Genomic DNA, 12917 nt, shown 5'->3' with positions numbered 1-12917 from the left:
GATGGTGGAATTCTCCAAGCCCCTGACCAGCCACGAAACCCCGATCCCCGGCGTCGTCCTGTATGACCTTCCGGTCCACGGTGATAATCGGGGCTGGTTCAAGGAAAACTGGCAGCGCGAGAAGATGCTGACACTGGGACTTCCGGACTTCGGACCGGTACAGAACAACATCTCGTTCAACGAAAGCGCCGGGACCACACGCGGGATCCACGCCGAGCCGTGGGACAAGTACATCTCTGTGGCCACCGGACGGATTTTCGGGGCCTGGGTCGACCTGCGGGAGGGACCCAGCTTCGGCACCGTGTTTACGGCCGAACTGGATCCCAGCCAGGCCATCTTCATTCCCCGGGGCGTGGGCAACGCCTTCCAGACTCTGGAAGACAACACCGCCTACACCTATCTGGTCAACGACCACTGGAGCGCGGATGCACAGGGGCAGTACACATTCCTGAACCTTGCAGACGAGACAGCGGGGATCGCCTGGCCTATCCCACTGGAGAAGGCCGAACTCTCGGACAAGGACAAGGGTCATCCGCGCCTGGCGGACGTTGTTCCGATGGAGCCGAAAAAGATTCTGGTCCTCGGCGCCGACGGTCAGCTCGGCAAGGCACTGCGGAAGGCCTACGACGGCGAAACTGCTGTGGAGTTTGCGGGCCGCAGCGAGTTCGACCTTGCTGATCCGGCCTCGTTCGAGCGGAACTGGAAGAACTATTCAGCCGTCATCAACGCTGCAGCCTACACCGCTGTGGACAAGGCCGAAACGGCCGAGGGGCGACGCGCCGCCTGGGAAATCAATGTCAGCGCAGTGGCCCGCCTGGCCCGGGTCGCCGTCGAAAACCGGCTGACGCTTGTCCATGTCTCCAGTGACTACGTTTTCGATGGAACTGAAGCCGTGCACACTGAGGACGAACCGTTTTCACCGCTGGGAGTCTACGGACAGACCAAAGCTGCAGGTGATGCCGTGGTCTCGGTAGTCCCGCAGCACTACATCGTCCGCACCAGCTGGGTGATCGGCGAGGGCAGCAACTTTGTCCGCACCATGGCCTCCCTTGCCGGACGGGGTGTGAAGCCCGCAGTGGTCAATGACCAAATCGGACGGCTCAGCTTTACAGCTGACCTGGCCGCCGGAATCCGGCATTTGCTCGCGGTCAAGGCACCGTTCGGCACGTATAATCTCAGCAATACCGGAGAACCGGAGAGCTGGGCCGGCATTGCAGCATCGGTCTACCGCCTTTCCGGCGGGAGCGCGGACGCGGTCACCGGTGTCAGCACTGAGGAGTACTTCAAGGGCAAGGACGCTGCGCCGCGGCCGATGAACAGTGTCCTGGACCTGCAGAAGCTGGAAGCTGCCGGATTCACCCCCGCTGATTCGGCTGCGCGACTGACGGACTACGTGTCCGGGACGGACAAATGACAGATTCCCGTTCCACGGTTGGGATCTACATCCCGTTCTGGGGCGAGCTGGCATACCTGCGTACCGCCGTGGAAAGCGTGCAGGCCCAGACAGATCCGGATTGGACTCTGACCGTTGTCAATGACGCACATCCGGACCGCTCCGTAGACGCCTATTTCCAGACGCTTGAAGACTCGAGAATCAGGTACATCCGCAACGAAACCAACTGCGGGATCACGGAGAACTTCCGGCGCTGCGTCCAGATGGCCACGGAGCCGCGGATTGTGGTGATGGGCTGCGATGATTTCCTGCTGCCCGGCTACGTCGAGGTTGTCCGGAGAGCGCACGCAGAATTCCCGGGTGCGGGGCTCATCCAGCCCGGTGTCCAGGTGGTTGACGAAGAGGGACGGACCGTCTCTACCCTCGTGGACAATGTGAAGCAGAAGCTGATGCGTCCGCGGCACAGCACGCCCGCCCTCCTGGGCGGAGACAAACTGGCTGCGAACCTGATGCAGGGCAACTGGCTGTACTGGCCTTCACTGGCATTTCGCCGTGAAACCATCCAGGCACACGATTTCCGTGATGAGTTCGCGGTCATCCAGGATCTGGCGCTCATCATGGACCTCCTGTTGGACGGGGAAGAGCTGCTGTTGGTCCCCGAAACGGTATTCGCCTACCGGCGGCACAGTTCCAGTGCCTCGTCGCTGGAACTCATCAACGGATCCCGCTTCGAAGGTGAGCGCAGGTTCTTTGCGCTGGCGGGTTCGCTCGCCACAGCCAAAGGCTGGAACCGGACCCGGACCGCAGCACGGATGCATCTGACGTCCCGCATTCATGCCCTGGTTCTGCTGCCGGCTACGCTGGCCCGCCGCGACATGCCGACCGTCCGGCGGATCCTTCGGCACAGCTTCGGCAGCTAGCGCCACAACTGCACGGCTCCTACCGGGACTCCGGACGCACACCTGCAGAAAAGGCAAAGTCCCGTGAAATGCCCTAGCCGGGCGGTTCACGGGACGTTGCCCGTTCGGGGCTTACCCCTAAGGGCAGCCGATGAAGCGGTACAGTGACGCCTCTCCGACATTCGCAACCTTTTCGAAGTCGGAATCTCCTTCGAGGTCTTCGATTCCGGGGTATCGGTGGTCCCCGCCATGAACCTCGCGCGTACCGAAATCAAGCACGTAGCTGACCTTTGTGTCTGCAACGGCATCACAGACTTCCGGCATGGAATCGGCGTCCTTGAGCGATTCGTCCACAACGCTGCCCTCAGGGCTGGTGTTGGAGAGTGTGTGCTTGTACGTGGTGTCCCGGCCAGAGAACGCGTAGGCAAGTGCGGCGCCCGTCCAGGGGTTGACCGCAATGACTGCGTCCTCAGGAGTCAGCTGGTCCAGCTGGTTGAGGAGCTCCAGTTCATCGGTTGAAACCAATGCGGAGTCTGGAGTGACCAAGTAGTTGGCCCGCCCGCTCTCAACCGCGGTTTCCATACTGGCACGCTGCGTTAGTGGAAATAGGACCAGCACGGCAACCAGGCCCAGGGCAATTGGAGCAGCTGCCTGCAGCGGTGCGGGTATGCCTTTCCTGGCCGAAAGCCAGGACCTCAGGGCGAGGTCCACGGGCGCGAGCAGGAGCTGCAGTCCGAGAATGGCCAGCGGCGCGCCTATCAGCGGCAATATGGCAGCCAGCCGATATGAGTCGTTGTACCAGACCCCGGTGGCGAACATTCGGGAGTCACTGATGGGGTACCCGGCGGCGATGACGAAGAGCCAGATGCTCAGGAAATAGGCGCCGGCGACCCACAGAAGCCTGGGCGTGCGGAAACATTGGATGATCCCCAGCAGGACCAGGAAGCTGATGACCAGCGCCATGGGCCGTCCCAAAGGAGCGTTGAGGATGGCTTCGCCGAATGCCTGTGCGGGCATTTCCACACGGTCCCAGAAAGCGGCTGCTTCGGGCGGCCGGATAACCTTCCAGAGGGTCAGGAAGATGGCCGCCGAGGCGACCGCAGCTGCAGTCGCAAGAGTAAACGCAGGCCAGCGGGCCCCAGTGGAGCGGAGAGCGGCCATCCCCCGGATGTAAGCCGATATAACGACAGGAACTCCGAGGACAAGCAGGGTCATGATGCCGTTAGGATGGGCGATCGCCACACCAGGCAAAGTCAGCACGGCCAAGACGAGCGCTTGGAGCATTCCTATCCCAGGAAACGGTGCCTGCCGGAGGATGATCGCTACGACCATAAGCGCCGCCGGGACCATGGCGAAGGAAAGCACGTTCGGATAGAGGACACCGAAGTCCAGCAGGAGAATGGGGAAGGCGGAGAAGCTGCCGATCAGGACCCCGGACCCCAGGATCGTAGCGGGAGCGAGTTGAGCCAGCCGACGGGCAGCGAACAGGACGCTGAGCGGCCAGACCGCGGCGGAAACGGCGATGGCACCGGCGGTCGTAGCTGCTGTGATGGGGGCGCCCGAAAGCTGGACTATTAGGGCGATCAACCCATGCCAGGCCGCGGGGTAGAAGTACGCCGGCTGATCGGCGGTGGTCATAGATGTCAGCGTTAGCGAGGATGCGCTGCCTGTATCCAGGACATAGCGGACCGCGTTGAGGTGGAAGACATTGTCAAAAGTCTGAGAAAATTTCTCGGGGGCGCCGATGACATGCACTACCTGCCAGCCGATCAACAGGAAAGCGACGGCGGCGGCACCGAACCATGGGAGCTGCTGGCGAAGCGAGCCTCCTCTATTTACAGCGGTCCGGCGGCCGCTGGGGCGGCGGAATCTCATGAGCAGGAAGCAGGCCGCGGCAACGAGCACCGTCAACACAATCAGCGGCAGTACGCTCCACGGTATGCCTAGCATCGGCGCAGCGACGGCGCTGATGCTGATCATCGTGACCGTGATCAGGGGCGCGATGGCGACTGCATCGAATATCCGCAGCCGCAGGGCCAGCCCGACCGCCAGCCCAGGAACGATGAGCAGCGCCAAGCTGATCAGTATGGTGGGAACGGCCGCTAGCCAATCCATATACGTGAAATCCTCCGGTGTGTAGGCATGGCTGCAAGGCCCCGCCAATTCTAGCCTTTCACCAGCCGGACCGCCGACTCATCGACGCGGCGGCAAACTGGCGGGTAAGGGGGGAGTTCTATAGCCTGTAGCTACTATGCATATACGTGGCGGAGCGGATCCCGCGCCCGAGCCCGGGAAAACCCGGCCGCAGCAGCACACCGGTCACCGGATGGAACACCGGGCCGGAGCGTCAATCAAAAAGACCAATACCGGGGCTGTGGTCACCGCATACCGGCCTCCGGTTGAGCTTCCCGCCCGGGTAGGGAAAATGCTGGATCACTTTGCTGCGGTGACCGTTGTCGATGACGGCTCCGGTGCCGGCAGTGTAGTGCTGGATGCATGCCGTGAACTCGGTGCCCAAATTGTGCGGCTAGACACCAATTCTGGGATCGGGCTCGCCTTGAACGCCGGCATTTCTGCGCTGCGGGCCCAACACCCTGCACTGGACTTTATCGTTTCGTTCGACCAGGATTCCGAGCCTCCGGCTAGCATCCTGGATCACTTTGAGCAGGCCCGGCTAGCGGCGGAATTGGACGGTCTTACCGTTGGCTCCGTCAGCCCCGGAAGTGTGTCCGGCAGCCGTGTAATCAGCTCCGGAGGCGGCGGTGCTTATGCTGAAGTCCGCGAACCGATCCAATCGGGCCTCCTGGTCCCGGTGGACGTGCTCGACGATGTAGGCGGTTTTGATGAAGGTCTTTTCATAGATGGGGTGGACACCGATTTTTATTGGCGGCTGCAGGATGCCGGGCTGACAGCGGTATCAGCACCGGACGTTGCCCTGGAACACGCTTTGGGCCAGCGCCAGCAGGCCAGGCTCTTCGGCGTGCCGGTTCGGTTGCCGTCCGGACCGCTGATGCTGATGCAAAGCGCACCGTTCCGCTACTACTACATCGGCAGGAACCGCGTGCATCTGCTACGGCGTAACCTCCGCTCCCACCCCGGGTGGATGCTCCGGGGATTGGGTCTGGACCTCCGCCACATCGGCCTGGTGGTGCTGCTCGGAAGCAGCCGCCGCCAGCGTCTGCGGTATTTTGTAAGAGGGGTCATCGATGGCCTGCGGGGTCAAACCGGTAAGGTTCGCGATGCTAAGTAATGAAAGTCGGTGGAGCCCTCGTGACAAATCAGCATACTGAACCAGTGCAGAACGGGTATGGAGTGCGCGTGGAGAACGCAGACGAACAAGTGTCAGACCGGCTGCTGGTCATCATGCCGGCCTGGAACGAAGCTGCATCCGTAGGGAATACGGTCGCAGAAGTCATCCGTGCCGTTCCAAACTGCGATGTCCTGGTTGTGGATGACGGCTCAACTGATAAGACCGCAGACCTCGCTGAAGCCGCGGGCGCCACAGTGCTGCGCCTGCCATTCAACCTGGGGGTTGGCGGGGCCATGCGGGCAGGCTACAAGTACGCTCACCGGTGGAAGTATGCCAAAGCGATACAGGTCGATGCGGACGGGCAGCATGATCCCAAGGATCTCGTCAACGTAGTCAAGGGCCTGTCCGACGCCGACATTTCCATCGGCGCCCGTTTCGCGGACAAAGGCAATTACGAAGTGCGTGGCCCGCGGAAATGGGCCATGGTGTTCCTCGGTTGGGCCATATCAAGAATTGCCAAGACGCGCCTTACCGATGTGACCTCCGGGTTCCGTGCTGCCAACGCCAGGGCCATCGCCCAGTACTGCGAACATTATCCGGCGGAATATCTGGGCGACACGATTGATTCGCTGGTGGTCGCGGTCCGCTCCGGGCTGACTGTTACCCAGGTCCCGGTTGAAATGCGTCCGCGGCAGGGCGGGCAGCCCAGTCACAACCCAGCGAAGGCCGCCCTCTATCTAGGCCGCAGCGGATTTGCCCTGTTAATCGCCATGACGCGTAAAAAGACCGGCGTGACGAATCCTGAAGGACCTGCGAAATGACGAACACAGTGCTGCCGTTTATCCTTGCGTTCGTCGTCGTAGGTGCTGTTGTCTGGCTGCTCCGGCAGCGCAAGCTCCGTGAAAAGTACGCTGTGCTCTGGATACTGGTGGGGGTTGTAACCCTGGTCCTTGCCGGCTTCCCCCAGCTGCTGAACTGGGCCGCGGAACTGACGGGGTTCGCCCTGCCCTCCAACCTTCTCTTTATGCTGGCAATATTCCTGCTGATGGGTGTGTGCCTGCACCTCTCCCTGGAGATCTCCGTCGTCGAAGATGAAACGCGGGCGCTGGCTGAGGAAGCAGCGATCCTCCGCAGCCAGCTGGACCTGCTGCAGAACGACGTCAACGTCCTTCTGGCGGAACGAACCACGGCGCCGGGATCCACGGAGCGCGGGAAGGGTGCAGACGGACGGCCCGAGGACTGCTCATGAGCTCCGAGGTGCGTGCAAGCGTCTGTATGGCGGCCTACAACGGTGAGCGTTTCATCGGTGAACAGATCGAATCGATCCTCGCTGATCTCGGTCCGCAGGATGAACTGATAGTCGTGGATGATAAGTCCACGGACGGAACCGCCAATCTTGTGGCCTCCTTGGGGGACCCCCGCATCCGGCTGGTCCGTTCCGAGACCAACGAACGCTATGTGCGGACCTTCGGTAAGGCCGCTGGTCTAGCCCGTGGTGACTACATTTTTCTGGCTGACCAGGACGATCTCTGGGTTCCGGGACGGACTTCGCGCATGATTGATGCGCTGGGCAAGACAGCCATGGTCGCAGGAAACGTCGCGCTCTTTGGTGGACCGGAAGAGAGCGCGCCCTGGTCGCTGCGTGCCAGCGACTCCGGGCGCAGGCTGGCAAATATCACGGGGGTGATGGTCGGTTACCGGCCGTACTACGGCTGTGCCATGGGCTTCCGCCGGGACTTCGCCGACGTAGTGCTGCCGATGCCCGCCTTCCTGTACGAGTCACACGACCTCTGGATGGCCCTGGCAGGCAACCTCGCCCGTGAAATGACACACCTGGAGGAGCCCGTCCTCTATCGCCGCCTTCACGAGGACAACGAAACGCCGCGTCACTGGCGCCGCCTGGATCGGATACTCAAAGCCCGGTGGATGCTCCTCCGCGCACTCTTCACCGCCTCACGCAGACTCCGGAACCGCACTGCCTGAATCCGAAGTGCCTGTCGCCGCAGAGAGAGTAACGCAGGACAAAATCCCCGGCTAAGCACCGGGCCGGAATACAATAAAGCCCCGGCGAACGGTTCGTGGACCGCCCGCCGGGGCTTTGTTGTTGATCCCGGCTAGCGGGTGACCCCCACGGACGTTCCCTGGCCGCGGGCCCAGCTTCCGGTGATCGGGCGGTCTCCGGCGTTGCCAAAGGCAAATGTGCTGTTGGCGACCGGACGCAGGTTGCTGTTACTCAGGTGCCAGGTGTTGCCACGCTGGACTCCCACCGTGGTGTTGCCGTCATTGTTCCAGTCTCCGGCCACTGCATTGTCTCCGGCGTTCCCATAGAGGAAGGACCCAGCAACCGTGGGGCGGATGTTGCTGTTGGACAGGTAGAACCGCTTCGCTGGGCCTTCCGCGCGGGCAACACCCAGTGTGTCATAGCCATCGCCGTCCCAGTCGCCCACCAGCGCGACGTCCGTGCTGTCGCCGAAGGCAAAAACGCCGTCGGCCATGCCGCTCGTGTTCCGGTTTTTCAGGTACACCATGCCCTGGCGGAAAACACCGATTGTGTCCTTGCCGTCTCCGTCCCAGTCACCACAGATCGGCTGGTCCCCGGGGTCGCCGTAGCTCAGTTCAGTAACCGTGGAATTTCCGGTGAGGCTGTTGCGGATATACCACGTGCCGTTACGGAACGCCGCGGGCGTAGCTGTGCCGTCGCCGTCCCAGTCGCAGGTGAGGAACTGGTCACTGGAATTGCCGTAGGCAAGTCCCGTTACCGGATTGCCGCGGTAGTAGAGCTGGCCCGGCTGAATGACGCTGGTCTGCCGTGCGAAGCTGCGCAGTTGCTGCAGAGATCCGTTGTAAACGTTGGAGTCGCCCGGGAACGGCCCGGTGCTGCTGTACTGCCACAGGGTGTAGTTTCCCCAGCCGCTGGGCAGGGCGCCCGCGGCGGTGGTGTTGTAGGAGGCAATGTGCAGGGGCTGGTTGGCGAAGGCTGAACTGTTTCCGGTGCAGGTGCGCCACCAGTCCGTGGTGGTGTAGATCATCGGCAGCCGGCCGGTGCGGGCGGCCAAGGTGTTGGAGAAATCGCGGATCCAGCCAACCATCTGGTCTGCGGACATGCTGTAACAGGTGTTGCCCAGCTCTGGGTAGGGATTGTATTCAATGTCCAGGAGCGGGGGCAGGGTATTTCCGTCCGCGCTCCAACCCCCGCCGTTGTCCACAAAATAGTTCGCCTGCACGGCACCGCTGGAGACGTTGGGGATGGCGAAGTGGTACGCGCCCCGCACCATACCGACAGAGCCTGCGCCGTTGTACTGGCTGGAGAAGAGCGGGTTCTTGTACGAGGTGGCTTCCGTTGCCTTCGCATAGGCGAACCGGGCGCCTTGATTCCAGGCAGCACCCCAGTTCACCGATGGCTGGTGGCTGCTGACGTCCATACCCTGCAGCCCGGAGGGCTGCCAGGTTGCAGCCAGTGAAACGGACGTTTCCTCCTGGCTGTATAAAGCAGCGGCGGGAGCGCCTGCATGGGGGGCGTCTGCGGCTGCCGGGTCCGCATCGGCTGCTTCGGGGGGCGACGCGAGGTCAGGGTCCGCGATGCCCTCCTCAATCAGCTCCTGCTCGGCGTCCAGACGGAGCTTCGTTTCTTCGGCTCCTGCCTGCTGGGGATCCTGAGTCTCTTCGATTCGTTCCAGGCCCTGGCCCATCTTGGCGCCAAGAATGCCGATAATTTCTTCCAGATCCTCTTCACTCAGGCTGGAAGGATCAACGGGGTGAATCGGTTCAGGCTCCGGCGGCAGTCCTGGAGCCGCAGTATCCGATGGTGGCGGCTCGGCCATGCCAGGCGATGATTCAACGGCAGGAGACTGTTCGGGGGCAGGGTCCGGTGGAGTCTCCGGGGTGTCTTCAATGCTGTTCCCGGGCGCTTCAGATTCCAGAGAAGGGGCAATCCCGCTGTTCTCCCCTTCAACGGGAGAAGCTGGAACCTCCGCAGCATCCGAGGGAAGAACCACTCCGTAAGCCGGGGCGGCCGAGACGCTAATGGCCATAGCGAGGACGATGGCCGCAAAGGGCCTGATCTTACTTGATGTCACTGGATCTCCAGGATGCGAATGAGCGTCGTTGACACTGAATGTCTGCACAAAGACTATCGGAGCCGGTGTTGCAAGTGTTGCAAATGTGATTCTGGAGCGTAGTCGACGTCTGCCCAAATGTAACCCCAACCGCTCTCCGAGCTTGGCCACTTTCCACAATGTTTTCTGTACTCTCGCCAGCAGGGACGAAATCTCCTATCCTCACCCCCAACGGCCGCGAGGGCCGGTCAGATCAGTCTCGTTGCCGCAGCCTCCAGCTGCGGAGAGCCCGGGGGAGCGCCATGGATGCTGTGCGTATTGTCGAGGATGAGGTCCGCGAGCTCATCCGCGTGCGTGGGCTGGATCCGGTGCAGCAGGTTCCCGAGGTCCGTCGGCTGGTCGAGGCCGCCGTCCAGGACTACGACGAACGCTCCCTCCTCGGATCTCTGCCGGCTCTGGGTCAACTGGACAAGGCACGGAAAAGGGTATTCGACGCCGTCGCCGGGTATGGCCCCCTGCAGCCGCTGCTGGACGATCCGACTGTGGAAGAGATTTGGATCAATTCCCCTGGCGAGGTCTACGCTGCACGCGGCGGACGCTCGGAACTGACGGCACTGACACTCACCGCCGAACAGGTCCGGGACCTCGTGGAGCGGATGCTGAAGTCCTCGGGCCGCCGCCTGGATCTGTCCTCACCGTTCGTGGACGCGTCCCTTCCTGACGGGTCCCGCCTGCATGTGGTGATTCCAGACATCACCCGCAGGCACTGGGCTGTCAACATCCGCAAGTTCATCGTCCGGGCCAGCCGCCTGGAGCATTTGGTGGAGCTGGGATCCCTCACGCCTCAGGCAGCACGGTTCCTTTCTGCTGCCGTCTCCGGTGGCCTGAATATCCTGGTCTCAGGCGCCACCCAAGCCGGAAAAACCACTCTCCTCAACTGCCTGGCCGCATCCATCGGTGCCAGGGAACGGGTGGTGACTGTGGAGGAGATCTTCGAGCTGCAGCTGCCCCTGCGCGACGTCGTAGGACTGCAGTGCCGTCAGGCGAACCTGGAAGGAACAGGGGAGATCCCGCTGCGCCGCCTGGTGAAGGAAGCGCTGCGGATGCGGCCCGACCGCCTGATCGTGGGAGAAGTACGCGAGGCCGAAAGCCTGGATATGCTGATCGCCCTGAACTCCGGGCTCCCTGGGATGTGCACCGTCCATGCCAACAGCGCGCACGATGCCGTCACGAAAATTTCCACTCTCCCGCTGCTTGCCGGCGCGAACATCTCCAGTGCCTTCGTGGTTCCCACGGTGGCCTCGTGCATTGATCTAGTGGTGCACTGCGTCCGCAATCCCACCGGACGCAGAGAAGTCGCGGAGATTCTGGCTCTAGGCAGGCGCGTGGAAAATGGCGTCATTGAGTCTTCACTGGTCTTTCAACGGGAGGACGGCCGCCTGGTGCCCAGCCTCACGTCGCTTCCGTCACCGGAGAAGTTTGCCCGCGCCGGGATGAACCTCACAGAGCTGCTGGAGCCGGCAGCATGAGCACTTTTGCAGGACTAACACTGGGCACCGGACTGTTCCTCATCTGGTGGTCCTGCTGGGCGCTGCCGCCCCGTGCCGTGAAGCCGCCGCGCCGGGGGAAACTCGGGGAGCTGCTGGCAGCCTCGGGAGTGTCTCGCGTGACTCCGGCGGGGCTCATTGCCAGCAGCGCGGCCTTTGGGACCCTGGTTCTGCTGGTGGGATGGCTGCTGACAGGGTCACTGACCATCGGCAGCTGCTTCGGTTTGTTTGCCTGTGCCGTTCCAATCACCGCAGTGCGCTGGCAGGCACGGAAGCGCTCCGCATCGCTGATCGAGCTTTGGCCGGACGCTGTGGACCATCTGCGTTCAGCAATCCGAGCGGGCCTGTCCCTGCCCGAAGCGCTGATCCAGCTGGGGGAGAACGGGCCGGCGGAACTACGGGAGCCGTTCCGCGAATTCGGGGCGGACTACCGGGCAAGAGGTAACTTCGACGACGCTCTGGGCAATCTCAAGGAGAGGCTGGCCGATCCGGTTGGCGATCGGATCGTGGAGGCCCTGCGCATCACGAGGCAAGTCGGCGGATCCGACCTGGGGCGGCTCCTGGGGACCCTCGCTGAGTTCCTGCGCGAAAACGCCAGGACCCGGAGCGAGCTCCTCGCCCGCCAATCCTGGACGATCAACGCTGCCCGGCTGGCAGTGGCGGCACCATGGATCGTCCTGATGCTGATGGCAAGCCGGCCCGAAGCCGTGGCCGCCTACAACACTGCCGCTGGGGCGGTCGTCCTCATGTCCGGAATGGTGATTTCCGTTGCCTGCTATCGTCTTATGCTGCGCATCGGCGCCCTGCCGGCTGACGAAAGGGTACTGCGGTGAGCGCGGCTTGGCCGGGGGTGTTCCTTTGCGGAGCCGGACTTGGAATCGGTTTATGGCTCGCCGTGGTGCGGCTGCCCTTCCTCCGGCCGCGGACCTTTGCCGACCGGATCGCCCCGCAGCTGCGCTCCGGTGCCCATGGCTCGCGCCTGCTCAAGCCCGCAGACGTTACTCCCTTCGGACCACTTGAACGTATCTTCCGTCCGGTCCTCCGCGACCTGGTCCTGAAACTGAACCGCCTCAACCCGGCTGCCGCGGCTCTGCACCAGCGGCTGGAGCGATCGGGAAAGGGGCTGACCGTCCTGGAGTTCCGCTCTGAGCAGCTGCTCTACTCCGGGGGAGGTCTGCTCCTTGGCGGGGCGGGTGCCGTGTGGCTGGCAGCGAACGGAAAGGTGTCGGTGCCTGGCGCAGCGGTGCTGACGCTCGCCGGAGGGCTCCTCGGGTACCTGCTGCGCGACTACCTGCTGACCCGCGGGGTTGCCCGGCGTGAAGCCCTGATGCTGGCCGAGTTCCCCAGCCTGGCCGAAATGATGGCCCTGGCCGTTGGCGCGGGGGAAAGCGCCGGCGGGGCGTTGGAACGGATCACCAGGACTGCGCATGGAGAGCTGGCTGGGGAATTCGAAAAGGTCTTGGCGGAAACCCGTTCCGGGGTCCCGCTGCTGGCTGCCCTGGCTCATCTCTCGAAGCGGACGCAGCTGGCGCCGCTGGCCCGGTTTGTGGACGGAATCTCAGTCGCCATCGAACGCGGAACCCCGCTCGCGGACGTTATGCGCGCCCAGGCACAGGACGTCAGGGATCTCGCGAAACGCGAACTCATGGAAGAAGCCGGAAAGAAGGAAATCGCGATGATGGTGCCGTTGGTTTTCGGAGTGCTTCCGCTCACCGTTCTGTTCGCCATTTTCCCGGGCCTTGCCCTGCTGAAGCTTGGACTCTGACGGCCATC

The 12917-nt window shown here is 62.8% G+C and carries 11 protein-coding genes; 9 read left to right on the top strand and 2 right to left on the bottom strand.

Going from position 1 to position 12917, the window contains the following annotated elements:
• Position 1 precedes the first annotated feature (1 nt).
• Positions 2-1414 (top strand): sugar nucleotide-binding protein, encoded by a 1413-nt coding sequence (locus AL3_RS00855; RefSeq protein ID WP_066295601.1) that lies wholly within the window; start codon positions 2-4, stop codon positions 1412-1414.
• Positions 1411-2313, top strand: coding sequence for a glycosyltransferase family 2 protein (locus tag AL3_RS00850; protein WP_066295599.1), 903 nt, complete (start codon positions 1411-1413; stop codon positions 2311-2313). Before AL3_RS00855 ends, AL3_RS00850 begins: the two co-directional genes overlap by 4 nt.
• Before the next feature lie 117 nt (positions 2314-2430).
• Here AL3_RS00850 and AL3_RS00845 read toward each other — a convergent pair whose 3' ends face one another.
• The gene (locus tag AL3_RS00845) at positions 2431-4407 is read right to left on the bottom strand and encodes a DUF6541 family protein (RefSeq protein ID WP_066295598.1); all 1977 of its coding nucleotides are present in this window, start codon (positions 4405-4407) and stop codon (positions 2431-2433) included.
• A 310-nt stretch (positions 4408-4717) separates the two neighbouring features.
• Here AL3_RS00845 and AL3_RS00840 point away from each other — a divergent pair, with 310 nt between their 5' ends.
• The 4 genes from AL3_RS00840 (at position 4718) to AL3_RS00825 (ending at position 7525) form a co-directional block, all read left to right on the top strand.
• Positions 4718-5542, top strand: coding sequence for a glycosyltransferase (locus tag AL3_RS00840; protein WP_246168435.1), 825 nt, complete (start codon positions 4718-4720; stop codon positions 5540-5542).
• 113 nt (positions 5543-5655) lie between these two features.
• Positions 5656-6363: a glycosyltransferase family 2 protein gene (locus tag AL3_RS00835; RefSeq protein ID WP_066296921.1), complete on the top strand. Its 708-nt coding sequence runs from the start codon at positions 5656-5658 to the stop codon at positions 6361-6363.
• Entirely contained in the window at positions 6360-6791 is a 432-nt protein-coding gene (locus AL3_RS00830; protein WP_066295593.1) for a DUF2304 domain-containing protein, read from the top strand. Before AL3_RS00835 ends, AL3_RS00830 begins: the two co-directional genes overlap by 4 nt.
• Positions 6788-7525 (top strand): glycosyltransferase, encoded by a 738-nt coding sequence (locus AL3_RS00825; RefSeq protein WP_066295591.1) that lies wholly within the window; start codon positions 6788-6790, stop codon positions 7523-7525. The genes AL3_RS00830 and AL3_RS00825 overlap by 4 nt, the downstream gene beginning before the upstream one ends.
• Positions 7526-7656: 131 nt before the next feature.
• Here the strand turns inward: AL3_RS00825 and AL3_RS00820 are convergent, their stop codons facing one another.
• Entirely contained in the window at positions 7657-9363 is a 1707-nt protein-coding gene (locus tag AL3_RS00820; protein WP_066295589.1) for a lysozyme, read from the bottom strand.
• Between the two features lie 536 nt (positions 9364-9899).
• On the opposite strand from AL3_RS00820, the gene AL3_RS00815 reads away from it, so the two are divergent.
• Genes AL3_RS00815 through AL3_RS00805 form a run of 3 tightly spaced genes read left to right on the top strand, consistent with a single transcriptional unit; the run spans position 9900 to position 12909 of the window.
• Entirely contained in the window at positions 9900-11126 is a 1227-nt protein-coding gene (locus AL3_RS00815; protein WP_066295587.1) for a TadA family conjugal transfer-associated ATPase, read from the top strand.
• On the top strand, positions 11123-11977 hold the full coding sequence (locus AL3_RS00810; protein ID WP_066295586.1) for a type II secretion system F family protein: 855 nt from the start codon (positions 11123-11125) through the stop codon (positions 11975-11977). Before AL3_RS00815 ends, AL3_RS00810 begins: the two co-directional genes overlap by 4 nt.
• Positions 11974-12909 carry a type II secretion system F family protein gene (locus AL3_RS00805; RefSeq protein ID WP_066295584.1) on the top strand — a complete coding sequence of 312 codons (936 nt, stop codon included), beginning with the start codon at positions 11974-11976 and terminating at the stop codon, positions 12907-12909. The genes AL3_RS00810 and AL3_RS00805 overlap by 4 nt, the downstream gene beginning before the upstream one ends.
• The last annotated feature ends 8 nt before the right edge of the window (positions 12910-12917 follow it).

It is taken from the genome of Arthrobacter luteolus NBRC 107841 (genome assembly GCF_001552075.1).
GTDB lineage: Bacteria > Actinomycetota > Actinomycetes > Actinomycetales > Micrococcaceae > Arthrobacter_B > Arthrobacter_B luteolus.
This window is presented reverse-complemented; position numbering and strand designations above follow the sequence as displayed.